This window comes from Aerococcus mictus (assembly GCF_003286595.3).
Lineage (GTDB): Bacteria > Bacillota > Bacilli > Lactobacillales > Aerococcaceae > Aerococcus > Aerococcus mictus.
Map to the genome: position 1 here is coordinate 326,345 of NZ_CP132985.1, position 24,899 is coordinate 351,243.

General features: G+C 46.0%; 26 protein-coding genes. 24 read left to right on the forward strand and 2 right to left on the reverse strand.

Annotated features, from left to right (window positions below):
• Positions 1–86 precede the first annotated feature (86 nt).
• Positions 87–1,013, forward strand: a complete 927-nt coding sequence (gene arcC / locus DBT49_RS01460; RefSeq protein ID WP_111872426.1) for a carbamate kinase — start codon at positions 87–89, stop codon at positions 1,011–1,013.
• 56 nt (positions 1,014–1,069) lie between these two features.
• Here arcC and metF read toward each other — a convergent pair whose 3' ends face one another.
• Together metF and metE are read right to left on the reverse strand one after the other, a co-directional pair.
• Positions 1,070–1,924, reverse strand: coding sequence for a methylenetetrahydrofolate reductase [NAD(P)H] (metF, locus tag DBT49_RS01465; RefSeq protein ID WP_013668737.1), 855 nt, complete (start codon positions 1,922–1,924; stop codon positions 1,070–1,072).
• Positions 1,902–4,181, reverse strand: coding sequence for a 5-methyltetrahydropteroyltriglutamate--homocysteine S-methyltransferase (metE, locus tag DBT49_RS01470; protein WP_070559505.1), 2,280 nt, complete (start codon positions 4,179–4,181; stop codon positions 1,902–1,904). The genes metF and metE overlap by 23 nt, the downstream gene beginning before the upstream one ends.
• Positions 4,182–4,563: 382 nt before the next feature.
• Between metE and DBT49_RS01475 the strand changes: the two genes are divergently transcribed.
• From DBT49_RS01475 to DBT49_RS01585, 23 genes are all read left to right on the forward strand, one after another.
• On the forward strand, positions 4,564–5,340 hold the full coding sequence (locus tag DBT49_RS01475; RefSeq protein WP_070559504.1) for a hypothetical protein: 777 nt from the start codon (positions 4,564–4,566) through the stop codon (positions 5,338–5,340).
• Between the two features lies 1 nt (position 5,341).
• Positions 5,342–5,938, forward strand: a complete 597-nt coding sequence (locus DBT49_RS01480; RefSeq protein ID WP_070559503.1) for a bifunctional adenosylcobinamide kinase/adenosylcobinamide-phosphate guanylyltransferase — start codon at positions 5,342–5,344, stop codon at positions 5,936–5,938.
• On the forward strand, positions 5,935–6,696 hold the full coding sequence (gene cobS / locus DBT49_RS01485; RefSeq protein WP_070559502.1) for an adenosylcobinamide-GDP ribazoletransferase: 762 nt from the start codon (positions 5,935–5,937) through the stop codon (positions 6,694–6,696). The genes DBT49_RS01480 and cobS overlap by 4 nt, the downstream gene beginning before the upstream one ends.
• Positions 6,696–7,346, forward strand: coding sequence for a histidine phosphatase family protein (locus DBT49_RS01490; protein WP_070559501.1), 651 nt, complete (start codon positions 6,696–6,698; stop codon positions 7,344–7,346). Before cobS ends, DBT49_RS01490 begins: the two co-directional genes overlap by 1 nt.
• Positions 7,322–8,407 (forward strand): pyridoxal phosphate-dependent aminotransferase, encoded by a 1,086-nt coding sequence (locus DBT49_RS01495; protein WP_070559500.1) that lies wholly within the window; start codon positions 7,322–7,324, stop codon positions 8,405–8,407. The genes DBT49_RS01490 and DBT49_RS01495 overlap by 25 nt, the downstream gene beginning before the upstream one ends.
• A gap of 26 nt (positions 8,408–8,433) precedes the next feature.
• Positions 8,434–9,384 (forward strand): adenosylcobinamide-phosphate synthase CbiB, encoded by a 951-nt coding sequence (gene cbiB / locus DBT49_RS01500; RefSeq protein ID WP_070559499.1) that lies wholly within the window; start codon positions 8,434–8,436, stop codon positions 9,382–9,384.
• Between the two features lie 74 nt (positions 9,385–9,458).
• On the forward strand, positions 9,459–9,977 hold the full coding sequence (locus DBT49_RS01505) for an ECF transporter S component (RefSeq protein ID WP_083300477.1): 519 nt from the start codon (positions 9,459–9,461) through the stop codon (positions 9,975–9,977).
• Between the two features lie 15 nt (positions 9,978–9,992).
• Positions 9,993–11,633 carry a peptide ABC transporter substrate-binding protein gene (locus DBT49_RS01510; protein ID WP_070559497.1) on the forward strand — a complete coding sequence of 547 codons (1,641 nt, stop codon included), beginning with the start codon at positions 9,993–9,995 and terminating at the stop codon, positions 11,631–11,633.
• Between the two features lie 254 nt (positions 11,634–11,887).
• Entirely contained in the window at positions 11,888–12,355 is a 468-nt protein-coding gene (locus tag DBT49_RS01515) for a flavodoxin domain-containing protein (RefSeq protein WP_111872425.1), read from the forward strand.
• Positions 12,355–13,743 (forward strand): cobyrinate a,c-diamide synthase, encoded by a 1,389-nt coding sequence (locus tag DBT49_RS01520; RefSeq protein WP_070559495.1) that lies wholly within the window; start codon positions 12,355–12,357, stop codon positions 13,741–13,743. Before DBT49_RS01515 ends, DBT49_RS01520 begins: the two co-directional genes overlap by 1 nt.
• A gap of 2 nt (positions 13,744–13,745) precedes the next feature.
• Positions 13,746–14,399 (forward strand): cobalt-precorrin-8 methylmutase, encoded by a 654-nt coding sequence (locus DBT49_RS01525; protein WP_070559494.1) that lies wholly within the window; start codon positions 13,746–13,748, stop codon positions 14,397–14,399.
• 45 nt (positions 14,400–14,444) lie between these two features.
• Positions 14,445–15,572, forward strand: a complete 1,128-nt coding sequence (cbiD, locus tag DBT49_RS01530; RefSeq protein ID WP_070559493.1) for a cobalt-precorrin-5B (C(1))-methyltransferase CbiD — start codon at positions 14,445–14,447, stop codon at positions 15,570–15,572.
• Positions 15,569–16,195, forward strand: a complete 627-nt coding sequence (gene cbiE / locus DBT49_RS01535) for a precorrin-6y C5,15-methyltransferase (decarboxylating) subunit CbiE (RefSeq protein WP_070559492.1) — start codon at positions 15,569–15,571, stop codon at positions 16,193–16,195. The genes cbiD and cbiE overlap by 4 nt, the downstream gene beginning before the upstream one ends.
• Positions 16,185–16,739, forward strand: a complete 555-nt coding sequence (locus DBT49_RS01540; protein WP_070559491.1) for a decarboxylating cobalt-precorrin-6B (C(15))-methyltransferase — start codon at positions 16,185–16,187, stop codon at positions 16,737–16,739. Before cbiE ends, DBT49_RS01540 begins: the two co-directional genes overlap by 11 nt.
• Positions 16,740–16,772: 33 nt before the next feature.
• Positions 16,773–17,525, forward strand: a complete 753-nt coding sequence (locus DBT49_RS01545; RefSeq protein WP_070559490.1) for a cobalt-precorrin-4 methyltransferase — start codon at positions 16,773–16,775, stop codon at positions 17,523–17,525.
• Positions 17,509–18,681, forward strand: a complete 1,173-nt coding sequence (locus DBT49_RS01550; RefSeq protein ID WP_070559489.1) for a cobalt-precorrin 5A hydrolase — start codon at positions 17,509–17,511, stop codon at positions 18,679–18,681. The genes DBT49_RS01545 and DBT49_RS01550 overlap by 17 nt, the downstream gene beginning before the upstream one ends.
• Before the next feature lie 6 nt (positions 18,682–18,687).
• A complete protein-coding gene (gene cobJ, locus DBT49_RS01555; protein ID WP_070559488.1) occupies positions 18,688–19,428 on the forward strand; it encodes a precorrin-3B C(17)-methyltransferase in 741 nt (246 codons plus the stop codon).
• Between the two features lie 42 nt (positions 19,429–19,470).
• Positions 19,471–20,298, forward strand: a complete 828-nt coding sequence (gene cobK, locus DBT49_RS01560) for a precorrin-6A reductase (RefSeq protein WP_070559487.1) — start codon at positions 19,471–19,473, stop codon at positions 20,296–20,298.
• Positions 20,291–21,301 (forward strand): uroporphyrinogen-III C-methyltransferase, encoded by a 1,011-nt coding sequence (gene cobA / locus DBT49_RS01565; protein WP_070559486.1) that lies wholly within the window; start codon positions 20,291–20,293, stop codon positions 21,299–21,301. Before cobK ends, cobA begins: the two co-directional genes overlap by 8 nt.
• 11 nt (positions 21,302–21,312) lie before the next feature.
• Positions 21,313–22,098 (forward strand): sirohydrochlorin cobaltochelatase, encoded by a 786-nt coding sequence (locus DBT49_RS01570; protein ID WP_070559485.1) that lies wholly within the window; start codon positions 21,313–21,315, stop codon positions 22,096–22,098.
• Positions 22,088–22,795: a precorrin-2 C(20)-methyltransferase gene (gene cobI / locus DBT49_RS01575; protein ID WP_070559484.1), complete on the forward strand. Its 708-nt coding sequence runs from the start codon at positions 22,088–22,090 to the stop codon at positions 22,793–22,795. The genes DBT49_RS01570 and cobI overlap by 11 nt, the downstream gene beginning before the upstream one ends.
• Before the next feature lie 4 nt (positions 22,796–22,799).
• Positions 22,800–24,308, forward strand: coding sequence for a cobyric acid synthase (locus tag DBT49_RS01580; RefSeq protein ID WP_111872424.1), 1,509 nt, complete (start codon positions 22,800–22,802; stop codon positions 24,306–24,308).
• 1 nt (position 24,309) lies between these two features.
• Positions 24,310–24,870 carry a cob(I)yrinic acid a,c-diamide adenosyltransferase gene (locus DBT49_RS01585; RefSeq protein WP_070559482.1) on the forward strand — a complete coding sequence of 187 codons (561 nt, stop codon included), beginning with the start codon at positions 24,310–24,312 and terminating at the stop codon, positions 24,868–24,870.
• The last annotated feature ends 29 nt before the right edge of the window (positions 24,871–24,899 follow it).

Genomic DNA, 24,899 nt, shown 5'->3' on the forward strand with positions numbered 1-24,899 from the left:
GCTTTGTAACGTAAGCATTAATACATCTGAAATTTTTTGAAAAAGGGACTGAAACGGAAGAGTCTTAATAAGAATGGAGGAAAAATATGAGTAAGATAGTATTAGCTTTGGGTGGTAATGCCCTAGGAAGTACTCCGAATGAACAAAAAGAAGCAGTAAAAACAACTGCCCAATCCATTGTGGATTTAATTGAAGCGGGCAATGAAATTATCGTTTCCCATGGAAATGGACCGCAAGTTGGTATGATTAACCTTGCTATGGACGTTTCTGCAAAAAGTGATGCTGGCACACCTGAAATGCCATTCCCTGAATGTGGAGCTATGAGTCAAGGTTATATTGGCTTCCATTTGCAAAATGCCATTGAAAATGAGTTGAATAAACGTGGTGTTGACAAAGCCGTTGCATCAGTGATTACTCAAGTTGTGGTAGATAAGGATGATCCAGCCTTTGATAATCCAACAAAACCGATTGGCGCTTTCTATAGTGAAGAGGAAGCTCAAGCCCTAAGTGACAAAGGATTTGCAGTGAAAGAAGATGCAGGTCGGGGTTACCGTCGGGTGGTGGCTTCACCTAAGCCTATCGATATTGTTGAAAAGGCCTTTATCCAAGATGCTTTTGACCAAGGTAATATCATTGTTGCTGCCGGTGGTGGTGGCATACCAGTAGTTGAAGCAGAAGACGGTTATGACGGAGTTCCAGCTGTCATTGATAAAGATTTTTCAAGCGCTAAATTAGCTGAACTCGTTGAAGCTGATTTGTTGATTATTTTAACCGCGGTAGAAAAAGTGGCAATCAACTTTGGTAAAGAAAATGAAGAATGGCTGGATGAATTGACTGTCGACCAAGCCAAAGAGTATACCGATGCCGGAGAGTTTGCTGAAGGATCAATGAAGCCAAAAATTGAGGCTGCCCTAGGCTTTGTGGAATCAAAACCAGGTAATCAAGCCATTATCACTTCCTTAGAAAAAGCTGAAGAAGGTATTAAAGGTCAAAATGGTACCTTAATTAAATAAAAACAATAACTAAGCCCTCCTAGCTCTTTTGTTGAGCCAGGAGGGCTTTTTGTTTTCTATAATAAATTTTTAACGGCTTGGTAGATGTAACGAGCGACGTAGGGATTGTTCATGGTGTAGAGGTGGATCCCATCTACGCCATGGCTAATCAGGTCAACGATTTGATCAATGGCATAGGCCAGACCGGCATCCCGTAAGGCCAGAGGGTTGTCCTGGTATTTTTCCATCGCCCGGCGGAATTTATCGGGAATTTGTACGCCACAAATTCGAGCCATGCTTTCAATTTGCTTTTTATTGGTGACTGGCATAATACCAGCTTCAATAGGAACATCGATGCCTGCTAAATCAGCCCGTTCTAGGAAGCGATAAAAATAATCATTATCTAGGAAGAGTTGGCTAATTAATTGGTCACTACCGGCATCGACTTTTTCTTTGAGATAGCGGATATCGGTAATGGGGTCAGGCGCATCCACGTGGCCTTCTGGGTAGCAGGCGGCAATGAGGTTAAAGTCCTCTTTTGACTTGATGTAGCGAATAAGGTCAGCTGCATAGGGAAAGTCTTCCTTAGGGCTTTGACCAGGTTTAGGATCGCCCCGTAAAACTAGGATATTTTCGATATTGGCTGCTTTTAATTCAGCTAATTTTTCATCGATACTAGCCCGAGTCTCATATAGGCAGGGCAGGTGAATAACACTTTCAATCCCATAGTTTTTGATCAAAGAGGCAATTTCGATACTTTTTAGGCGGTTATCACTACCTAAGGCTCCACAGGTCACGCTGATGGCATCGGGATCAAGTTCTTTTAGACCATCTAAGGTTTTATAGATACTGGCAGAGGACGACTTAGCATTGGGCGGGAAAACCTCATAGGTGAAGAGGGTCTTTCCCTTAAACAATTCCTTGGTTTTCATGACGCAACTCCTTTGTTGCTTGGACTAAGTGCTTGAGGCTGGCTTGGGTTTCTTTTTCGCCCCGGGTTTTTAAACCGCAATCGGGATTGACCCAAAGTTTTTCAGGCTTAACTTTTTGAAGCATTTTATCCAAGGCTTCCTTAATTTCACTGACACTAGGAATCCGTGGAGAATGGATATCGTAGACACCAGGACCTACTTCGGTAGTGAAATGATTTTCTTTTAAGGAATCCAGAATTTCTAAGTTAGAACGTGAGGCTTCAAAGGTAATGACATCAGCATCCATGGCATCGATTGCTGGGATAATATCGGTGAATTCGCTATAACACATATGGGTGTGGATCTGGGTTTCCTTATGACAACCACTGTGAACGAGACGGAAGGCTGGAATGGCCCAGTCGAGGTATTCTGTATACCAGTCACTTTGACGGAGAGGGAGTTTCTCCCGCAGGGCGGCTTCGTCGACTTGGATAATGCGGATACCATTGGCCTCTAGATCGAGGACTTCGTCACGGATGGCCAGAGCCAGTTGTAAGGTGGAGTCTTTCACGCTGATGTCTTCTCTAGGGAAGGACCAGTTTAGGATAGTTACGGGACCGGTCAACATCCCTTTCATTGGTTTCTTGGTGAGGGATTGGGCATAAACTGACCAGGAAACTGTCATCGATTGAGCGCGTGACACGTCGCCCCAAATAATTGGTGGTTTGACACAGCGGGTACCGTATGACTGAACCCAGGCTTTTTCAGTGAATAAGACGCCATTTAACTGTTCACCAAAGTATTCGACCATGTCATTTCTTTCAAATTCACCGTGGACTAAGACATCGAGCCCCAGCTCTTCTTGCAGTTGGACGCAGTCTTTAATTTTCTCTTTGAGGAAGTTTTGGTAGTCTGCTTGGCTTATTTCACCGTTTTTAAAGGCCTTGCGCTTTAGCTTAACTTCCTTGGTTTGCGGGAAGGAACCGATAGTTGTTGTTGGAAAGAGAGGTAAGTTAAAGAATGCTTTTTGGGCTTTTTCTCTTTCGTCGAAAGGCACTGACCGTTGATAGGCTGTTTTAGGGATAGCAGCTAGACGTTCTTGCACCTTAGGATCATAACTGTCAGGTCGATCGGTGAAGAGCGCTTGATTCTCTTGGAAACGAGGATCATGATGATAATCTGTGTCAATTAACTGACTTAGGTCATCTAATTCGCCCAGTTTCTCTTCAGCAAAGGCAAAATGCTTTTGATATTTTTCTGGTAGGGCACTTTCGTTTTCCAAGCTATAGGGAACATGGAGTAGGGAACAAGAAGTGGAAAGAACAAGATCGATTCCTTGACTCTTGAGATCCTTAATCAGGGCGAGGGAACTTTGGTAGTTATTGCGCCAAATATTTTTCCCATTGACTAGACCTAAAAAGAGGGTTTTATCTTTGGGGAAGCCATAGTGTTCGACCAATTCTTGGCTCTTCTTCCCTTCAATAAAGTCTAAACCGATACCATCAATCGCTAAGTCGGTGAGTTCTTGATAAACATCTCTCACGTCGCCAAAATAGGTATTGACCAGCACCTTGACTTGGTCTTTTTGACTGAGTAAGCCCTGGTAGAGGTCTTTGAATAGTTTGATGTCTTCATGACTTAAGTCATGGACTAGGTAAGGCTCATCCAGTTGCAGCCATTGGACCTTTTCTGTATTAAGCAGTTTTACGAGATCTTGGTAGGCAGTAATCAGGCCGGCAAGAAAATCTTGGGCTTGGCTTTGACCGCGGTAACGCGATAGTTTTAAAAGGGTAAAGGGCCCAGGGAAGACGACCTTGCCGTTAATCTTCAAGGCTTTGGCTTCTTCAATAATTGCCTTTAATCGTTCAGCGTGGAAGCGAATTTCAGTGTCATTATCAAACTCAGGCACAATGTAGTGGTAGTTGGTATTAAACCATTTCTTCATAGCTAGGGCCTTCACGTCTCCAGCTGGTCCTTGATAGCCCTTAGCCAAGGCAAAATAAGTATCAAGAGCAGACAGCTGGAGAGCTTGATAACGTTTAGGGATAATGTTCAATTGGAAAGCGGCATCCAAGAGGTTATCATAGTAGGAAAAATCATTAACGGGAATAAAGTCGATGCCTGCTTGAGCTTGTTTAAGCCATTGGTCTTTACGGATAGCTTGGGCGGTTGCTTCGAGCTCGTCGACGGTAATTTCTTGGCGGAAATATTTTTCAGTGGCAAATTTTAGTTCTCTAAGTCGTCCTACACGAGGGTAGCCTATCAGGGATGTTTTCATTATCTATCACTCCTAAAAAATAAAAATTAATTTACAAAATCTCCTTTTTTCACTTGTATAGGAGTATAGCTAAATCCCAGCTTGGAGTGTTAATATGCATTTTGCATAAAAGGTGATCGAAATTCTAAAAGTTTGATATTATTTTTTAATTAATAAAGAAGTTTTTTGGGGCATTTTTGAAGACCAGGCTGTTGAGCAAAAAGGGGAGTCCTGTTGAAGCCGAGTAATTGTTTCCATTAAAGCTTTAAAAAATGAAATCAGGTCTATATTTTGTGCTATAATTTTAAACAGTGAACTATATCTTGTGATTACAGAGAACTTTTGTAGGGGAATTCTTTACAAAAGTCTTTTACTTTGCACTTTTTAATTAAGGAGTAGTCTATTGAAATATCGTGATTTAACCTTGCTTGCTATCGATGAAATGTTTTCTCTTGGACTCACTAAGCAAAGAGCTGGAGAAGATTACTTGGTCTTTGCCTGTGATAGTTCAGCGAGTATCGGTGAAAAGGCTAATGACCAATTAGCCTCTCCTAATCCCTTAACCGCTCAAACTGCCTTACGGGTGCCTTTGATTGAGTTGCGAGCAGTGAATGCGGAACCGGTCTTGGCATTTTATTTGGTTAATAATGAAATGAATCCCACGGGACTTGCCTATCAAGAAGGCTTTCAAGCGGAACTCAACCGGGCCGGTTTTCCCCATATCCAAGTCAATGGCTCCACGGAAGAGAATATGTTAACCACTATGTCCGCTTTAGGGATCGTTTTGATGGGAAAGGCACAAAACGCTAAGGGCCTGTGGATTCGACGGGTTGTGAGTGGTGACCGGGTCTTTCAATTAAAACGTCCCCGTTGCGGCCAAGCTGTCCTTGATGAGATGGATAAGCTGGTTTCTTATCAGGACATTGATCGCTTGCTGGGGCGTCCGGACTTGGTTCATGAGATTTGTCCGATCGGGTCTAAGGGAGCCCTGAATGAAGCGGGACAAGTGGCTGACTGTAATCAATTAATCTTTAAGGTTAATCCTCAAGTGGAAGGTTTAAGCATTCACCAAGATTCAGCTGGACCCGCAACCGCCCTGGTTGTAGTAGGAACAGACCAATTGGAAAGTTTCCTAAAAGAGCATTTTGATGAAGTTTATGACCTGGGAGTGATGGTTTAATATGGGGGAAATTATTCTGATATCTGGAGCGGCCAAGAGTGGTAAGACCCAGTTAGCCGAAGAGATGGCCTTGGCCTCTTCCGCTAAGCGCCTTTGCTACATTGCTACCCAAGCCAACCAACACACGGATAAGGAGATGGAGCGGCGTATCCTGGCCCACCAAGCCAAGCGATCGCCCCGCTTTGAAACGGTCGAACGTTTTAACGACCTGCCGGACTGGATAGCTAGCCAGTCTTATGATGGCTATCTCTTGGATTGTGTGACTTTATGGCTAACCAATCTTTTCTTCGCTTATTTAGAAAAGCAGGGCATTGCAACGGAAGACTTTGATCAGAAGATCGCTAATCTTAAAGCCGAAGAGATTAGTGCCATTTCTGACTATTTCCAGCAAGAAGTTGTTGACCTGCTTCTAGCGGCTCAAAAGACTTCTGCCAGCTTATGGTTGGTGACCAATGAAACCGGTTGGGGCGTAACTCCGCCTAGTCAGTTGGGCCGTTTGTTTGTTGATTTTTACGGCCAAGTCAACCAGCAACTGGCTGCTGCTAGTGATGAGGTCTACTTAGCCATTATGGGACTAAAAAAACAGGTGAAGCCATGATTAAAGTTTTAATCATTTATTTTCAATTTTTTACCCGGATTCCTATTCCTATCGCCGTCGACCATCCGCTAGAGCGCTACCGTCGGGGGATATATTTACTACCGCTTTTTGGGGGCTTGCTCTTTAGTCTCTTGGCTTGCATTTATGCTCTCCTGGCTTATGTGTTACCAATCCATGTCGCCTGGTTGATGGTGGTTGTTTTTGAGACGGTAATCACCGGTGGCTTTCACCAGGACGCCTTGGCGGATACTTGTGATGGGATCTTCTCCGCTCGCAAAAAAGAGGATATGTTACGGATTATGAAGGATTCACGCTTAGGGGCCTTTGGTGGCATTGCCTTGATCTTTTATTATTTGTTATACTACGTGCTTGGGAGTGAGGTCCTGAATGGCCTTCCTGGATTAGGCTCTCAAATAGGGTTGATCATTAGTCTGGGACTGATTTCTCGTGCCATGCTTGCCTTAGGCCACTGGCAGCTGGTTTATTCAGGCTACAACCCCAATGGTATGGGGAAAATGATGGTAGGGACCCCCAAATGGGGAATCTTACTGGGCCAGTTGTTAACGCTGGTGATCTTGTTTTTCATTATTGGTGTCAAGAGCCTCTTGGCCTATGGGGTAACCACGCTGGTTGTCTTCCTTTACCGCCGCCATATTTATCATCTCTTAGGCGGAATGAGTGGAGACACGGTGGGGTGTATGGGACCTTTGAGTGAGGTCACTTTTCTTTTAGGCATACTGGCTTTAGGAGGGTTTTGATGGATCTTTATTTAGCCCGGCACGGCCAAAGCGTGCGCAATGTTGATGGTCAATTTTATGGCCGGCTTGACCCGCATTTAACCCCACTGGGACAACAACAAGCCCGGGCCTTGGGAAAGGCACTAAGAGGAAAAAGCATTGACCGTTTAGTGACCTCTAGAATGCAGCGGACCCAAGAAACTGCCCAGATTATTGCAGACAGCCTAAAAGCTGAAAATGATTTCCAGGCCTTTCCTTGGACTCGGGAAGTTGATTTGAACGAACGTGATTTGGGGGTCTGGGAAGGGAAAACGGCTCAAGAGATTGAAGCCATGGATCCTAAGACCTGGTGGGAATACATTGCCCAACCCTTTCTTACCACTCCGACTGGGGCAGAAAGCTATTTTGCCTTTAGAGATCGGGTCTTGAGGGCTCTATTAAGCGTCTTTAGCTCAGCTAGTCATGAGAGCAGCTATTTCTTACTGGGCCACCATGGTTGGTTGCGCTTATTGGTCAGTCGGCTCTTAAATTTGGACGTCAAATATTTTGATTGTCACTTTACCCAGGGAAGGATTTATCGTTATTCGATTGACCAGTCTTTATTTTTGGACCGGCTAGTTGAGGCTATTGAAGAGGGGGATGAAAAATGCCAAAACATGGTGGAAATTTAAAGGAACTTAGCCAGGAAATGGGCAGGGATATGACCCAGGCCTTGGACTTTTCCGCCAATATTAATCCCCTCGGCTTGCCCCAGGCCTTTAAGGAAGTCATTGTTTCCCATTTGGACCAGCTGGATCGCTATCCGGACTACACTTATCGGGACTTACGCCAAGCCCTGGCGGACTTTTATCAAGTGTCCTATGACCACTTACTGGTGGGCAATGGGGCCGCAGAATTGATTGACCTCTTGGCCTTTACCTTGCCATACCCGATGGTTACCATTGAACCTTGTTTTAATGAGTATGGGGCTAGTGCTAAGAAATATAAGCGCCCCCACTGGTCTTATCAGACCCAGGCAGAAGATGATTTTACCTTTAATTTAGAGGGCTTTTGGGCCTGGCTGGATACTCACCGTACCCGAGAGGCAGACCAGGCAGGGGTGTTTTCGGTCTGGCTCTGCCAACCTAATAATCCCACTGGGGCCTTGTATCCCCCCAACTTATTAAGGCGTTTATTAATTGGTGTCAGCGACCGCGGGGGGTTCTTAGTGGTGGATGAATCCTTTATTGATTTTCTTCCTGACCAGGTTGACTATTCGCTGCTAGGACAAGTAGAAAAAGAAGAAAATTTGGTGATTATTCGCTCCCTAACCAAGTTTTACGCCATACCCGCTCTTCGCCTAGGCGTAGCCATGACCAGTAACCAATCCTTCTTGGATGACTTAGAGGCGGCTCAGCTGACTTGGTCAGTCAACGGCTTAGCGGAAGCCTGTGGTCGAGAAATGCCTGACTTATCCGCTTACCGCCAAGACTCTTTGAATTATTTAGCAGAAGCTAAAAAAGACTTGCAGGCAGGATTGGAGAGTTTTTCGGCTTTGAAAGTCTTTCCTAGTGCTGCTAACTTCTTTTTAATCCAAGGACCCAATGACTTGGCCCAAAACTTATTGAAAAAGGGCATTGTTTTGCGTCAGACAAGTGATTTCAAGGGCTTGGGACCAGGTTACTACCGTTTGGCCGTTCGAACGAAGGAAGAAAACCAGGCTTTACTTCAAGCCTTGGCTGATATTTTATGAGTGAAATAAAGAAAGAGAGGTAAAGGATGCTTGCTATTTACCGTTTGCTGGCCTTTCTGTTAGATTTATGGCTAGCCGATCCCCCAAACTGGCCTCACCCGGTGAAATTCTATGGCCGCTTCATTCGTGGTTTTGAGAGACTTAGCCAGTTCGATAAGAAAAAGCCGATGACTCAAACTTTTTTAGGCGGGGTCTTAGTTTTCTTACTTTTAATCATCATTTTGCTGATTAGTTCTCTGCTACTTTACGGGGCTAAGCACTTGTCGCCCATCCTCTATGCGCTGGTATGGATCTATCTCACCTATACCTGCTTTGCCGTTAAGGGCTTAGCTGATGAGGCTAATGGGGTCTTAGAAGCGATGAAGGAAGGTGGTCTACAAGCGGGGCGTCGGCAACTGAGTCGGATTGTCGGGAGAGAAACCAGTCAGCTCAGTGAGGAAGAAGTTTACCAAGCCGTCATTGAGACTGTTGCTGAAAACTTAAGTGATGGCTTTGTGGCCCCCTTATTTTACGTGATCTTATTTGGCCCGGTGGGTGGTCTCCTCTATAAGGGAATTAATACCTTAGATTCGATGATTGCCTACTTGGATGACCGTTATCAATATTTTGGATATTTTGCGGCCAAGTTGGATGACTTGGCAAATTATATTCCAGCCCGACTTAGCTGTCTTTTGATTGTTTTAGCCAGTGGCCTTTTGGGCTTAGATATGGCTAATGCTTGGAAGATTAGTTTTCGGGATGGACGTGCCCATCGCAGCCCCAATGCGGGTTATCCAGAAGCAGCAGCTGCTGGGGCCTTGGGTGTTCAGCTGGGCGGAACCCATGTCTACCATGGCCAGTCCATTGAAAAACCAACCATTGGAGACCCACAAAAGTTGATCGGTCCCCAGCAGGTAAAAGCCAGTATTGCTTTATTATATACCAGTGCCAGTCTAGCCATGGCTTTGTCGATGTTGATGATGCTCATTAGTAGCTGATAGCCGCTAAGCCATGCTTTAGGATAAGCTGGATTCGTCCAGCGGAAAAAACAAAAATGAAACGAGGATTATTTATGAAAAATTTACATGCCAATATTTTAACTGCCTTACTTTTAGCTATTGCAACTATTGGAGCCAATGTTCACTTTCTAGGTAGTATCGCCTTAGACTCTTTTCCTGCCTTTCTTGGGGCAATTATTCTAGGTCCAGGCTATGGGTTCTTGCTAGGCCTCCTTTCTCATGGCTTAACCGCTCTCCTATCAGGTTTTCCGCTGACCCTACCTGCCCATATTATTATTGGAGTAATGATGGGACTTACCTGTTCAGTTTATGGCTATCTACGAGGAAAGGCTGGTAAGTCCATAGGAAAAATCCTGTTCAGTGATGCTGTTGCCTTAGTGTTTAATGTTTTACTGGCCCAATTAGCCTTAATCCCTCTTCTCGGTTGGCAAGCGATTTTAGCCATGGTAACGGGTGGGTTATTGCTAACTTTATTAATTGCTAGTGTGGTTAACTTAGTATTGGCTGAAGTGGTTTACCTTAGCCTCCCCGCTAAATTCTTAAACCCATTCATGAAAACAAAGACAAAATAGAGGAGTATCAAATGCATGCGAAGCTTACTGAAAGCGCTATTGATTAGCTTGCTATGTCTTTTTTTGGTCGCTTGTCAAGCGGGCCAAAGGAAAAACAGTGATCAGAATCAATCTAGCACTCCGTCAGTTAATCAGATCAATTTTCCTGCCAAGTACCCCTTAACGACCCTGGATAATCAAAAGGCTAATGATATTACCAGCCTGACCTACGCTAGCCAGGTCTTTGATGGACTTTATTGGCAGGATGAAAATAATGATTTACAGCCTAACCTGGCCCAGGATTTTCCTGAAGTCTCCCCCGACGGAAAGACCTACCAGATTAGCCTGCGCCAGGATGCCAAGTGGGAAAACGGGCAGCCGGTCACTGCCCATGATTTTGTCTATAGTTTTAGACGTTTAGTCAATCCCAAGACAGCAGCTCCCTATGCTAATTTAGCTGGTGGAATCCAAGGGGCAAAAGCCATTATGGCCGGGCAAGCCCCCCTAGACCAACTTGGGGTCAAGGCCTTGGATGACTATCAATTAGAAATCCAACTCGACTATCCCAACCCTAATTTCACCAAGATTTTAGCCTTTACTCCTTTCTATCCCGTCAATGAAGCCTATGTTAAGGCCCAAGGAAATCAGTATGGGCAAGATAGTGACCATGTCTTAGGCAATGGCCCCTTTGTCATCGAAAATTGGCAGGCCGGCCAAGACCAATGGGACTTGCGTAAGAGTGACCAATATAATCGTCACCCTGTCGCTATTGATGGAGTCAAAGTTCAGGTGATTAAGGAAGAGAACACTGGGGTGAATTTATTTGAATCGGGTCAGTTAGATCAAATGCCCCTTCATGGCCAGATTGCCAAGAATTATCAAGCCAAGGGGGAGGGAACTTTACAAGTCAAGGCTTGGACTGACTACCTGGAGTTTAACCACCAAGATACTGATTTATCGCAGCTTGATTTGCGCCAAGCCATTGCCTATGCCATCGATAGCCGCTCGGTTGAAGATCTCATTGGTGGGGGGGCTCAGGCCTTAAACACCTTTGTTCCTAGCCACTTAGTGGTTGACCCAGCGACGGGAGAAGATATCACCGACAGCCCAGCCATAGATGCTTGGTACGACTTAGACCAAGCCCAGGAGGCTTTTGACCGCTATAAGGCGGCTAACCAGAAGGAAAGCTTAAGGCTCACCCTATTAGCTAATGATGATGAAAATAGCCGCAAATTGTCTGAATACCTCAAAGAAACTCTGGAGCAAGCCCTTGACGGCTTGACCATTGAATTACAAAATGTTCCCAAGAAAAATCGGATTGACCGTATGAACCGGCAAGACTTTGATTTTGCCTTGACTGCCTGGGGGGCAGATTACGATGATCCCCTGGCTTATTATCAAAATTTGAAAAGTGACAATTCCTTTAACCGCGGGCGATATCAAAATCCTGAGTTGGATCGGTTGATCACTGACCTTGCTTTCCCTTATAATCAAGATCGAGACCGGCCTTACCAAGTGGCCCAAAAAATTGAAGAATTAATCAAAAATCAAGCCGTTGTGGTGCCACTTTACCAACAAAATGAATGGCATCTCAGGAGCGACCGGGTTCAAGGCATTATCTACCGCCCCATTGGTCCTGAAGTTGATTTTCGATTAGCTTCCATTCAAAGTAATTAAATAATATCTAAGTCCTCCCTTTTATTACTGGGGAAGTCGGTGCGAGTCCGACGCAGTCCCTATGCTACTGTGTTTACGTTAAGGTATCAGTCAGAATGCCAGTAATAAAAGGAAGTTTTATTTATGTCTCAGGGTTTGATAAATAAGGCGAAAAAGGGCTGTCATTTTTGCGTGCGATAAATGATTCAAAAACGATTATTGAGCAAACCCTGATTTGTTGAATAATCGTTTTTTTCTGTTAGGAGGACTTGGCGATGAAGATATGCATTGTTTATAGTAGCTTGCGAGGTAATACCGAAGCTGCTGCCTTTATTCTGGCCTCCTTCTTGGAAGACCTGGGCTTAAGCGCCCAATTAGTTGGGGCCGATGCCTATGACTATGAGACCTTGTTAGAAGCTGATGGTTTAGCTATTGGTTCCTATACCTACGGCAACAATGCTGAAATTCCCGAAGAATTATTAGATCTATACGAAGACCTGCCCGATTTGATCCAAGCCAACCCCAAATTAAAGCAGGCCCTAGCAGTATTTGGTTCTGGGGACCGGGACTATCCCATTTATGCTAAGGCCGTGGATGATTTTGTAGAAGTCATTGAAAAAAGTGGCGGGCACTTACTGGCACCTGGGGTAAAAATTGATGGCTATCCTGACTATGATGAAGAAATTGCCGGCCTAGCCGCTATTGCCCAGGCCTTTTTACAAATAGCAAAGGAGAATAACTGATGAGAGCCTTAATGATTGCCGGAGCGACCAGTAATGTGGGCAAGACGACCTTGACTTTAGGTCTGATCCAAGCCCTGATCAAGCGCGGATTGAAAGTCCAACCCTACAAGGTGGGGCCTGACTATATTGACACGCGTTTCCACCAAGAGATTAGCCAGCGTCCTTCGATCAATTTGGACCAATTCTTAGTTCCAGATGACCAGGTCTTAAAAGCACTCTATACCCGTCATCTAGAGGGTAGCGATATTGCTGTAGTGGAAGGGGTCATGGGCCTCTTTGATGGCTTTGGTTCTGATGCTCTCATGGCCTCTAGCGCGGGCATTGCTAAGGCCCTCGATATTCCCATCCTCTTAGTGATTGATGGGCGGGCCATGTCGACTTCAGCGGCAGCCATGGTCAAGGGCTATCTCAACTTGATCCCTGACCTCAATATTATCGGTGTCCTAGTCAATCGGGTGGCCTCAGCAAGCCATTATCAATTAATCAAGAATGCTATTGAACGGTATAACCAGGTGCCGGTTCTAGGCTATCTGGCTCGTAATGAAGCCTATTCCTTACCTTCTCGCCACCTAGGCCTGGCCCTGGAAGAAGCGAATAATCATTTAGTTGACCAAGTCAGTCAAGTAGCCCAAGCTATGGAAGAAAGTATTGCGATTGATGACATCTTAAACTTGTCTCAATTAGATCCAGACCGACTCAAAGCCGACCAAGCAGCTATTGAATCTAGTTTGGCCCCCTATGAAAAGGCTGACCAGCAAACTCCTTTTAAGGTGGCCTATGCCTATGACGAGGCCTTTTCCTTTTACTATCCTGATAACTTATCCTTATTAGAGAAACGGGGTGGCCAACTCCAAACCTTTAGTCCCCTCCATGACCAAGACTTACCGAAGGCTGACCTCTACTATATTGGCGGGGGCTTTCCAGAACTCTATGCCGAAACTTTATCTAAGAACCAAGCCATGCGCACTGCCCTCCGCGAGGCCCACAAGGCTGGTAAGGCCATTTTGGCCGAATGCGGTGGCCTTATGTATTTAGGAAGTCGTTTTATTAAGGATGATAAAGACTACCCCATGGTGGGGATCTTTGAAGGGCAGAGCCAAATGACGGACCGCCTACGCCGCTTCGGCTACTGTACTATGGCACTTACTAGCGATTCTTTTTACGGCCAAGCTGGTGATGAGGTAAGGGGGCATGAATTTCATTATTCAACCTTTACCAGTCCAGAAAGGACGATTGGAAACTTATACAAGGACCGCGATGGTAAACGGGTTAAGGAGTGGCAGGGGGGCTTTCAAAAGAATAAGACCTATGCTGCCTACCAACATGTACACTTTTACCAAGACCCTAAAGTCATTGACCAAATGATTTCATGGATTAAGGAGGACTAGAGATGGCTTATATTAAAAAACCTGAACGCATCACTGACCGCTCATTTGAAATTATTGACGCGGAAATCAAACGGGACTTCCCTGACTTCCAATTTCAAAATGACCTAGAGGAGCGTATCATTAAGCGGGCGATTCATACCTCAGCGGATTTTGATTATTTACATAACTTAGTTTTTGACCGCCAAGGCGCCCAAGTGATCCAAGATGTGATTCGCTCTGGAGGGCACTTGATTACTGATACCACTATGGCTCAATCGGGAATTAATAAGCGGATTTTAAGGGAGCTAGGCACAGAGACCCACTGCTTTATCCGCGACCCCAGAGCCTATCAAATCGCTGAAAACAAGGGGATTACCCGGTCCATGGCAGCCATTGAATTAGCGGCTCAGCTTGAAGGGCCCAAAGTCTTTGTCGTGGGCAATGCGCCGACTGCCATTTATAAAATCTTAGAGATGATTGACGCAGGACGTTTACAAGCCGAAGCGGTTGTGGGGGTGCCGGTAGGTTTCGTAGGGGCAGCTGAGTCCAAGCAAGCCCTCCATGATTATCCCATTCCAAGTATTGCTGCCTTAGGGCGTAAAGGCGGATCCAATGTGGCAGCTGCCATTATTAATGCTATCCAATATGATATTAAAGATACCATCTATCAAAATTAAGTTGACCAAATTAGTTAGAAGACAGGGAAAGGGAGCTGAATCGGGATGAATGAAACAGGTTATTTATCTTATAACGGCAAGCGCCTCCGGATGGGCTATACCACCGGAACCTGTGCCACCGCTGCGACTATGGCTGCTGTGGAAATGATACTGACCCAAAAACCGGTTCACCAAGTTCAGTTGACAACTCCAGCAGGGGTGGACCTAGTTTTAGAAATTGACCATTGCCAGCTCAGTTTAGACCAAGCGTCTTGTTCGGTGGTCAAAGATGGGGGCGATGACGCCGATGCCACTGATGGCTTGGATATCTATGCCACCGTGACCCGCCGCCAGGATAATCAAATTACCCTGGATGGGGGTCAAGGAGTGGGGCGGATAACCAAACCCGGCTTAAAAATTGAGCCCGGCAATGCTGCCATTAATCCCACACCTCGAAAAATGATCCAGGAAGCTGCCCGCCAACTCTTGGGACCAGACCAAGGGGTGGACATTCTTATCTCGGTACCTGGAGGAGAGGAGACCGCTAAGGCTACTCAAAACCCCCAACTTGGTATCCTGGGTGGGATATCCATCCTCGGTACTTCGGGAATCGTTCGCCCAATGTCGGAAGATACCTGGAAAGAATCAATCACCCTAGAAATGCAACAAAAGAAAGCTTTAGGGCTAGATAAGTTGATTTTAACGCCGGGAAATTATGGCAATGACTTTATCGCTGAACATACCCATTTGAACCCTGATTATATTGTTCAGATGAGTAATTTTGTGGGCTATGTCTTATTAGAGGCCATGCGGATCGGCTTTACCGATATCTTACTGGTGGGCCACTTGGGCAAGTTTATTAAAATTGCGGGAGGAATTTTTTCCACCCATTCCAAGGATGCTGATGCCAGAAACGAAATCATGCTGGCCAATTTGGCCCTCCTAGGAGCCCCCCTCGACTTATTGCAGGAGGTCAATGAGGCCATCACTACCGAAGCCCAAGCTGAACTTATCTTAGCAGCGGGTTATGGTCAAGTTTACCAAGTCATTGTGGATAAAATTAAGGCCAGGGTCTTAAAGCTCTTTAAGTTCCGGGCCCCAGATATCCATGTGGAGGCCATTACTTTTCTAAGTGACCATGATGTAACCGTGATGACTAAGCCATTGAAGGAATTGGAGGCGATTTGGGGATGATTCATGTGATTGGTATTGGCCCAGGGCAAACTGATTATCTGGTCAACCATGCTGTTGACCTCTTAGCTCACTTGCCCCATGTATACGGAAGCCAGCGGCAGTTGGATTCCTTAGCTGACTATATTAAGGGTCAGCCCCATCGACTAGGCAAGTTGGGACAACTTTTAGCCCGCTTAAAGAATCACCTGGCTAAGGGTGAAGATGTAGCAGTGCTCGCTTCGGGGGACCCCATGCTTTATGGGATTGGTAACTACCTTTACCGTAATTTACCCCAGCAAGCTATTCGTATCCATCCTGGCATTTCTTCCCTCCAGTATATCTTTGCTCGAACAGGTATGGCCATGAATGATGTCTATTTAACCTCGAGTCATGGTCGGGAGCCCAACATCGATTGGATCAGTCAATTTCCTAAGGTCGCCATGGTGACCGATGACAAGTGGGGGCCTTATCAAATTGCTCAAGCTCTCTTAAAGGGGAGCGAGGGAGAAGAACTTGCTGATTGTCAGATGGTTATTGGTGAGAATTTATCTTATGACAATGAGCGGATCGAGAAACGGCCTTTGAGCCAAGTGGAAGACCGCGACTATGCGATGAATGTGGTGGTGATTTTAAATGAAAGATAGTTGTTTTATCCGGGGCAAAGTCCCCATGACCAAGGCTCCCATTCGGGCGGTTGCTTTAGACCTCTTAGAATTACACCAAGCCCAACGCTTTTTGGATATTGGTGCCGGGACCGGAAGTATTTCCCTACAAGCCGCCCAAGAATATCCTGATTTAGCCGTTTATGCCATTGAACATAAAGAAGCGGCAGTAGATTTAATCAAAGAAAACCGGGCCCACTTTGGCCTAAAAAATTATCAAGTCTTTTTAGCGGAAGCACCCATGACGGAAGACTTGGGCCACTTTGATGCAATTTTTATTGGAGGCAGTGGGGGCAAGTTACTAGAAATTATTGATTGGGCCTATGCACTCTTGAATCCGGGGGGACGTTTGGTATTGACCTTTATCCTGATGGAAAATGCCCATAAGGCCATTACTTACCTTGAAGCGGGCCCCTGGCAAGACCTTGAGGTGCAAACCCTGCAAGCAGCCACCCGAAAAACCATGGGGCCAGGGCACTACTTTAAGCCCTTTAACCCCACCACTATTATCTCCTGTAAGAAGTAAATAAGCGCGAATGAAAGAGAAAGGTTGTTAAGTATGGCTAAAGTAACTTTTGTGGGAGCGGGTCCCGGCGATGTGGAGCTCATTACCCTAAAGGGCTATAAGGCCTTAGCCCAAGCCGATCGGGTCATTTATGCGGGTTCACTCATCAATAAGGACCTGCTCGACTATTGTAAGAGCGGGGCAGAAACTTATGACAGTGCCAAGTTAGACCTCAATGAAATTCTGGCCTTGATTGAGGAAGCTATCGCCCAAGACCAAGAAGTGGTCCGTTTACACACGGGTGATGCTTCCCTATACGGTTCGATCCGAGAACAAATTGAAGAATTAAAGAAACGTAGAATTGACTTTGCCGTTATTCCCGGAGTTTCTTCCTTCTTAGGGGCAGCGGCAGCTATCGGTACTGAATATTCTGTCCCTGAAGTCAGTCAAAGCCTGATCATTACTCGGATGGCAGGGCGGACACCCGTTCCTGAAAAAGAAAATTTACGGTCCTTAGCCAGTCACCAAACTTCCATGGCCATCTTCCTCTCAGTCCAAAATATCCAGGGCGTGGTGGAAGAATTATTGGCAGGTGGTTATTCCAAAGACACCCCAGCTGCAGTGATTTATAAGGCCACCTGGCCCGAAGAAAAACAAGTAGTGGGTACTCTAGCAGATATCGCTGAAAAGACCCAAGATGCTGGGATTAAGCTCACTGCTTTGATTTTAGTGGGGGATTTCTTAGGGGAAGAATTCTATTATTCCAAGCTCTACGATACGGACTTTAGTCATGGCTTTAGAAACTAAGGTTGATGCCCGCTTTTTAGCACGGATGCAGCGTGGGGAAGAAAATAAGCGGGTAGTTATTGTTACTATTACCCAAAAGGCCAGAGCTTTGGGACGAAAGATTAAATCTAAGTGCTTTCCCCAGGCCAGGCTTTATGTCAGAACGACTGACCAAGCGCCCCTAGATCCCTCTTACCATGAATACAGGCAGAGCCAGGGGCGGGCAGTTCTGGCCCTCCAGGAAGCTTTCCAATTTGCAGACCTGGTGATTGCCATTATGGCCACTGGGGTAGTGGTCCGGGCCTTGGCGCCAGTGATTGAAGATAAGATGACTGATCCCGCGGTATTGGTCCTCGATGAAGGCGGCCAACACGTGATTAGTCTTTTAGCGGGGCACTTTGGACGGGCTAACCATTATGCCCGACTACTTGCTAAAGAACTTCCTAGTCAAGCAGTGATTACTACAGCAACCGATAGCCAAGGCCGGCTAGGAATTGATGACTTGGCCTTTAGCTATGGGGCTGTCTATTGTGATTTTAAAAGACAAACCCGGCGCTTTAACTTGCTGGTTGCCGAAGAGGCACCCATTCTCTACTTAAATGAGACGGTATTTAACTTCCCCCCGCCTCCGGGTTATCAGACCCTGGTCAAAGGGGAGCGTTCGGAGCCAGCAGCAAAAACTAGCTTACTTGCTCCCACTACTTTGGCGGCTTACCAAGGCCTAGTGCTGGTGACTAATCGCCAGCAAAATCATCTTAGTCTGCCCAAGGACCTGCCCTTGGTGAAAATGATTCCCCGCCGCTACATTTTAGGAATCGGTTGCAAAAAAAATACCCCCTATCCCTTACTCTTAGAGGAATTAGAAAAATTCCTCCATGGGGAAAATTTACGCTGGGAAAGTATTAAAACCGTGGTGTCTATTGATTTAAAAGCAGAAGAAGAGGCCATTTTACAACTGGCCAAGGACCACTATTTTAACTTTAAGACGTTTTCCAAAGACGACTTACTGGCATTTGAAAGTTATTACCCGGGTTCTGATTTTGTCAAAAAGACAGTCGGCGTGAGTTCAGTCTCACAAACAGCTGCCCACCTAGAATCCAAGGGCCATGTGGTCAGTGGACGCTATGCCCATAAGGGGGTAACTTTTACCCTGGCTTATTATCAAGAAGAGGAGTAATGAAAGATGTTATATATTGTTGGATTGGGACCAGGTGACAAGGATTTAATGACCAAGGAGTGTCTTGAAGTCCTTGACCAGGTGGAAATTATTGTGGGTTATAAGACCTATATTGCCTTAATTGAATACTTGATTAAAGGTAAGGAAGTTTATTCTACTGGTATGAAAGGTGAAATTGACCGCTGTCAAAAGGCTATTGAATTAGCTAAAGACACCGGTAAGGATATTGCGGTGGTCTGCAGTGGCGACTCAGGAATTTACGCCATGGCTGGTTTAATTTTTGAATTATTAGCTAGTCAAGAAGAAGATATCCCAGTTAAGGTTATCCCAGGTCTCAGTGCTGGGATTGCTGGAGCGGCCAACCTTGGTGCCCCTTTAATGAATGACTTTTGCTTTATTAGCCTGAGTGACTTAATGACACCATGGGCCATGATTGAAAAACGTCTCCATGCTGCAGCCCAAGGGGATTTTGTGATTTGCTTGTACAATCCCCGTTCCAAAGGCCGGCCCAAACATTTAGCTAAGGCCCTAGAGATTATTAAATCCTATAAGGGCGGCGATATTGTCGTTGGCATCGTTAAGGATGTGGGCCGTGAAGAGGAAGAAACCATCATTACGACCATCGACGAGCTCGATGAAGAAGTGGTTGATATGACTACTACGGTGATTGTGGGCAACCGCTTTACCAAGGTTTATAAGAATTGGATGTATACCCCTCGCGGTTACGAAGATAAGTATGGGATTTAAGCTGGAAGATTTAAGACAAGCTGAGCGAGAAAGGATGAGCTGATGATACTTCTATTTGGTGGGACTTCGGATAGCATAAAAATAATGGAGACCCTACTTGAAGGGGGTTGTGAGGTGACCCTTTCAGTGGCGACTAATTATGGTAAGATTTATTCGAAAAAATTTAAGGACCGAGTGATCCAAAGTCGGATGGACCAAGATGAGATGGAGACTTATCTCAAAGGCCATGCCATTGACCTGGTGGTTGATGCCACCCATCCCTTTGCTGATTTGGTGTCCAAGAATGCCATTGCTGCTGCTCAGGCGGTAGGGATTCCTTACTTACGTTTCGAACGTCCCTTGTCTAAAGCAGACCCTCGCATCCAGCAAGTGACTTCTTTAGTAGAAGCCTGTCAAAAAGCTGAAAGCCTGTGGCAAGAAAAAGACCATGGTGTTGAGGACCATATCTACCTAGCGACTGGGTCGAAGACGGTAGGTGATTTTGCCCAAGTCTTAGGGCCTGAGCGCTTAGTTGTGCGCGTCCTTCCTGTCGCTTCCGTGGTCAAACACTGCGAAGCAGCTGGTCTATCAGCGGGACAAATTCACGCCATTAAGCCGCCTTATTCTAAGGCTTTAAATACTGAGCTCTATAAAAAGGTCAATGCCCAGATCATGATCACCAAGGAAAGTGGCCAGGCCGGCGGGATGGATGAGAAGGTTTCGGCTGCCTTAGACCGGGGCATGGATGTGATTGAAATTACCCGGCCTTATGTGGCTTATCCCAAAATAACTCATGCCATTGATGAGGTCCTTTCCCTAAGCCGTCAATTATTAAAAGAAGGTCAATCGTCAGCAGATGATGGCCACAGTAAGGAGAATCGTGATGACTAGCGGTAAAGTGTATTTAGTTGGCGCCGGCTTAGGTCGACTAGGCAACCTCAGCTTAGCGGCCTACGATTGCCTGAAAAAGGCCGATATTATCTTCTATGACCGGCTCATTAATCAAAATCTGCTGCAAGTCGCCCCAAGTTCCTGCCTCTTGGTTAATGTGGGCAAGAAGCCGGGGAATCACTCTCATTCTCAGGAAGAGATTAGCCAGCAACTTATCCAAGCTAGCCAGGAATACCAAGTTATTGTTCGTTTAAAAAGTGGTGATCCCTATCTCTTTGGCCGGGGTGGGGAAGAAGCCATGGCCCTGTCAGAAGCGGGCGTGAATTTCGCAGTCATTCCCGGTATCACTTCAGCCATTGCCGGCTTGGCCTATGCCGGTATTCCGGCTACTTACCGGGATAAGTCAAGTTCCCTACACATCTATACCGGTCAGAGCCGAGCGGGGCGAACCGACTTAGATTATCAGGCCATTGTCGACAGTGGGGGAACGGCAGTCTTTTTAATGGCGGTAAAGGCCCTAGGAGGCATTGTTAGTGGTCTTATCGGAGCTGGCCTGGATGAAAAAACGCCTATGGCAGCTATTGAGTGGGCAGGAAGAGCTCAAGAGCGCTACTTGGTCTCTGACTTAGGCCATATGCTTGATGATTGTCAAGCTGCCCAGATCAAGGCTCCCGCCCTCTTTGTTCTCGGGGAGGTGGTGACTGACCAGCAAAAACTCGACTTCTTCAGTCAAGCCCCTCTTTTTGGACACCAGATTGCTGTGTCTGTGCAGACGCCCCTGACCGATTGCCTGGCCTTGGAAGATTTGGGGGCTGATTTAATCTTTTATCCTGACCCAGCCGCTGAAAGTAGCCGTCAAGAGCTGGCAAAAACCGCCCTCAAGCAGGCCGACATTATGATTAGCCAAGACCTCCTTAATCCTTGGCAAGAAAAATTGGCAGCGGAAACCCTACATTTCCACGGCAGTGTTGATGATTTTATCCATCATTTTAGTAAACAATAAAGGAGTTCAATATGAAAAGTGCCATTTTACTAGCAAGTTTCGGGACCACTTTTAAAAAGACCCGTGAATTAACCATTGAAACCATTTATCAAGAGCTCAAGTCTGCCTATCCCAACTGGCCCATTTACCAGGCCTATACGTCAAACATTGTGCGCAAACGCATCCAGGAACATGAAGGTTTGACTCGGCTATCTCCCTTAGAAGCCTTACAGTCTTTAAAGGCAGAGGGCTATCAAAGAGTCTACGTCCAACCCCTCCATGTGATTGCTGGGAGTGAGGTCGACAAAATTTACCAAGCTCAAAGAGAAACCGCTGACCAAGACTTCCAAGTGAAGATTGCCCGTCCGCTCTTAGATATCTATGCAGACTACCAAGACCTGCTCTCAGTTTTGGACCAAGATATCCAAAAGCTCGCCCAAGATGAAGTTATGGTTTATATGGCCCATGGGACCCAAGCACCTCAATTTACTAGCTATGTGACCCTCGATTATATGTTAGCCGATAAGCCGGCTTATGTCCGCTGTGTGGAAAGTTATCCCGAATTGGAGGAAGACTTTATCAGGGATTTACGGCAAAAAGGCGTCAAAACCGTCCACTTGCGGCCCCTCATGCTGGTGGCTGGTGACCATGCCCATAATGATATGGCTTCGGAGGATCCTGATTCCTGGCAAACCCAATTTGAAAATTATGGCTTCCATGTCATGATCCACTTGGAGGGTTTAGGAGAAGACCCAGCCATTCGTCAACTCTATCTCAAACACTTAGGCGAATTGATGGAGGACGACCATGCCGGCTAAATTATATGGAATCGGTGTTGGACCAGGGGATAAGGGCTATTTGACCCTAAAGGCCATTGAAAAGCTTAAGGCCGTCGATATTATCTATGTTCCTACCGGGAAAAAAGGTCAAGCCAGCTTGGCCTTTTCCATTGCTGAGCCTTATATCCCTAGCCATAGTCCGGTAAAAACTTACCATTTTCCCATGACTAAGGATCGGGGAGTCAAGACCAAGCAATGGGACCAAGTAGCCCGAGCCATGGCCCAGGACCTTGACCAAGGCAAGTCCATTGCCTTCTTAACCTTGGGGGACCCTTCAACCTATTCCACCTTTACCTATCTGGAAGAACGTTTAGGGCAGGCTTACCCTGTGGAGGTGATTGCTGGGATAACTTCTTACCAAGCCATGGCGGCAGCTCTCCAAGTTCCTCTGGTGATTGATGAAGAAAGTTTTACCGTTCTACCAGCGACAACGTCTACCGACCTCATTCGTCTGAGTCTAAGAAATGCTGACACCATCGTTATTATGAAGATCAAACGTCACCTCAAGAAAATCCTAGCCCTCCTCGATGAAGAAAAGCTCCGCGACCAGGCCCAAATTATTAATCAAGCCACCATGGAGGCGGAGACGGTCTATCGGGACTTGAGTGATTGGCAAGGTGATGAGAAGATTTCTTACTTTTCGACTATGATCGTCCGTAAGTCAAAGGAGGCCTGATTTCATGGCTAAACATATAATGATCCAAGGGACCGCTTCCGATGTCGGTAAGAGCCTCATGGCAGCAGCCATTGGCCGGATCTATACTAATGAAGGACTGCGGGTCTTCCCCTTTAAATCACAAAACATGGCCCTAAATTCTTATATTACGAAGACCGGGGCTGAAATGGCCCGGGCCCAGGTGGTGCAAGCCAATGCCTGCCGCCGGGAACCTGACGTCTTGATGAATCCGATTTTGATGAAGCCTAGCCAAGATGCCCAATCACAGATTATTATTAAGGGCCAGGTCTACGGAGACCTCAATGCGCGTGATTACCACGAACTCAAACCTCAATTAAAGCCCATGCTAAAAGAGGTCATGACCCAATTAGATTCGGAAAATGACCTGATCGTTTTAGAAGGGGCTGGCAGTCCTGCTGAAATCAACCTCAATGACCATGATATTGTGAATATGGGGATGGCAGAGATTGCTGATAGCCCGGTTATTTTACTGGCTGATATTGACCGGGGCGGAGTCTTTGCGTCGATTTATGGAACCATCGCTTTATTAAAAGACCAGGGCAAGCGGATTAAAGGCATTATTATTAATAAATTTCGGGGCGATGTCTCCTTGCTTGATCCCGGTATTGAACAAATTGAAGACCTGACCGGGGTAAAAGTGATTGGAGTAGTTCCCTACTTACCCCATGTGATTGAGAGTGAAGATTCCTGCGACTTACATATGGAACAGACCAGCTATGACGCCTCTAAGGCCCTTGATGTCTGTGTGATTGCCCTGGAATGGATTGCTAACTTCACTGATTTGAATAGCTTATCGCTTTTTGAAGATGTGTCTTTGCGTTATGCTAAACAGGCTAAGCAAGTCGGGCAACCGGACCTGATCATTATTCCAGGGACGGCCAATCCTCTCAGAGCCTTAAAAGACTTAGAAGACCGGGACTTGGCAAGAGCCATTCAAGCAGCCGTAGGAAAGGGCAGTCACTTGATTGCCTTAGGGGCAGGGCAAACCCTCTTGGGTCAGACTTTAAGCGATGAAGCTGGCAACAGCTACCCTGGTCTGGATATTTTCCCCTACCAATCGACCTTAACTGGGGCTCATGAGGTCTACCAGACCCAATGTCAAACGACTTATCCGCTCCATGAAGCTGGCGAGAAAGAGGGCTATGCCTTAGCGGCCTATGAAGTCCGGATCTATACTATCCAAAGTCAGGACCACTTAAGCCCCTTTGCCCGGGTAGTTAAACGCAACGGGACAAGCTTTTCGGGAAATGAAGGTTATTGCTTAGAAGAGGGCCGTTTAATTGCAAGTAATTTACATGGATTATTTGACAATACTGCCTGGACCTATGCTTATTTACAGGCATTGGCTAAGAAGAAAGGCGTCAAACTCCAAGGCCAGCTTCCCCAAACTTATGCAGCAGTGATGGAGGAACAATTCCAGGAACTCGCCCACCATGTTCTTGACCATATTGATAAGGAAGCCTTAGACCGAATTATTGAAGGAGAAGAATAAGATGGCAATTTATACACGAAGCGGTGACCAGGGCATGACCCGACTGTACGGAGGCCACAGTGTTTCGAAGGCTTCTGAGCGGGTAGGAACTTATGGGGCGATTGACCAGTTAAATGCCAGTGTGGGCTACCTGGCCGCCCTGGTCGATCCCAAATATGACCAGGTTCAAAGCCAACTTCTGGCTATCCAACAAGATTTGTTTGATTGCGGGAGTGATTATGCTACCCTAGACCAAGAACGTCCCTATAAGGTAAAAAGTGGTCTGGCTGACAAGTTAGAAGCTTGGATTGATGATTATACTGAAGCAACCCCCAGCATTAAAAAGTTTGTCCTCCCCCGGGGCACTCAGGCTGCTAGCTTCTGTCATATGCTAAGAACGCAAACTCGGACTTTAGAACGGCAACTGGTTCAATTTAGCCAAGTAAGCCAGGATTATAATCCCCAAGTTTTGCCTTATATTAACCGTTTATCAGACTATTTCTTTAGCTTGGCCCGGGCTTTAAACCATTATGAGAATTATAAGGAGGTCCCCTATAAAAATAGTCGCGATATTTTTTCATAAGGTAGTCCAGGAACAAAAGAGTCATAAAG

What these genes read in the sequence shown, in the direction of transcription:
- arcC (WP_111872426.1), top strand. Translation starts at nt 87, where the DNA reads ATGAGTAAGATAGTATTAGCTTTGGGTGGTAATGCCCTAGGAAGTACT.
- metF (WP_013668737.1), bottom strand. Translation starts at nt 1,924, where the DNA reads ATGAAAACCAAGGAATTGTTTAAGGGAAAGACCCTCTTCACCTATGAG.
- metE (WP_070559505.1), bottom strand. Translation starts at nt 4,181, where the DNA reads ATGAAAACATCCCTGATAGGCTACCCTCGTGTAGGACGACTTAGAGAA.
- DBT49_RS01480 (WP_070559503.1), top strand. Translation starts at nt 5,342, where the DNA reads ATGGGGGAAATTATTCTGATATCTGGAGCGGCCAAGAGTGGTAAGACC.
- cobS (WP_070559502.1), top strand. Translation starts at nt 5,935, where the DNA reads ATGATTAAAGTTTTAATCATTTATTTTCAATTTTTTACCCGGATTCCT.
- DBT49_RS01490 (WP_070559501.1), top strand. Translation starts at nt 6,696, where the DNA reads ATGGATCTTTATTTAGCCCGGCACGGCCAAAGCGTGCGCAATGTTGAT.
- DBT49_RS01495 (WP_070559500.1), top strand. Translation starts at nt 7,322, where the DNA reads ATGCCAAAACATGGTGGAAATTTAAAGGAACTTAGCCAGGAAATGGGC.
- cbiB (WP_070559499.1), top strand. Translation starts at nt 8,434, where the DNA reads ATGCTTGCTATTTACCGTTTGCTGGCCTTTCTGTTAGATTTATGGCTA.
- DBT49_RS01505 (WP_083300477.1), top strand. Translation starts at nt 9,459, where the DNA reads ATGAAAAATTTACATGCCAATATTTTAACTGCCTTACTTTTAGCTATT.
- DBT49_RS01510 (WP_070559497.1), top strand. Translation starts at nt 9,993, where the DNA reads ATGCGAAGCTTACTGAAAGCGCTATTGATTAGCTTGCTATGTCTTTTT.
- DBT49_RS01515 (WP_111872425.1), top strand. Translation starts at nt 11,888, where the DNA reads ATGAAGATATGCATTGTTTATAGTAGCTTGCGAGGTAATACCGAAGCT.
- DBT49_RS01520 (WP_070559495.1), top strand. Translation starts at nt 12,355, where the DNA reads ATGAGAGCCTTAATGATTGCCGGAGCGACCAGTAATGTGGGCAAGACG.
- DBT49_RS01525 (WP_070559494.1), top strand. Translation starts at nt 13,746, where the DNA reads ATGGCTTATATTAAAAAACCTGAACGCATCACTGACCGCTCATTTGAA.
- cbiD (WP_070559493.1), top strand. Translation starts at nt 14,445, where the DNA reads ATGAATGAAACAGGTTATTTATCTTATAACGGCAAGCGCCTCCGGATG.
- cbiE (WP_070559492.1), top strand. Translation starts at nt 15,569, where the DNA reads ATGATTCATGTGATTGGTATTGGCCCAGGGCAAACTGATTATCTGGTC.
- DBT49_RS01540 (WP_070559491.1), top strand. Translation starts at nt 16,185, where the DNA reads ATGAAAGATAGTTGTTTTATCCGGGGCAAAGTCCCCATGACCAAGGCT.
- DBT49_RS01545 (WP_070559490.1), top strand. Translation starts at nt 16,773, where the DNA reads ATGGCTAAAGTAACTTTTGTGGGAGCGGGTCCCGGCGATGTGGAGCTC.
- DBT49_RS01550 (WP_070559489.1), top strand. Translation starts at nt 17,509, where the DNA reads ATGGCTTTAGAAACTAAGGTTGATGCCCGCTTTTTAGCACGGATGCAG.
- cobJ (WP_070559488.1), top strand. Translation starts at nt 18,688, where the DNA reads ATGTTATATATTGTTGGATTGGGACCAGGTGACAAGGATTTAATGACC.
- cobK (WP_070559487.1), top strand. Translation starts at nt 19,471, where the DNA reads ATGATACTTCTATTTGGTGGGACTTCGGATAGCATAAAAATAATGGAG.
- cobA (WP_070559486.1), top strand. Translation starts at nt 20,291, where the DNA reads ATGACTAGCGGTAAAGTGTATTTAGTTGGCGCCGGCTTAGGTCGACTA.
- DBT49_RS01570 (WP_070559485.1), top strand. Translation starts at nt 21,313, where the DNA reads ATGAAAAGTGCCATTTTACTAGCAAGTTTCGGGACCACTTTTAAAAAG.
- cobI (WP_070559484.1), top strand. Translation starts at nt 22,088, where the DNA reads ATGCCGGCTAAATTATATGGAATCGGTGTTGGACCAGGGGATAAGGGC.
- DBT49_RS01580 (WP_111872424.1), top strand. Translation starts at nt 22,800, where the DNA reads ATGGCTAAACATATAATGATCCAAGGGACCGCTTCCGATGTCGGTAAG.
- DBT49_RS01585 (WP_070559482.1), top strand. Translation starts at nt 24,310, where the DNA reads ATGGCAATTTATACACGAAGCGGTGACCAGGGCATGACCCGACTGTAC.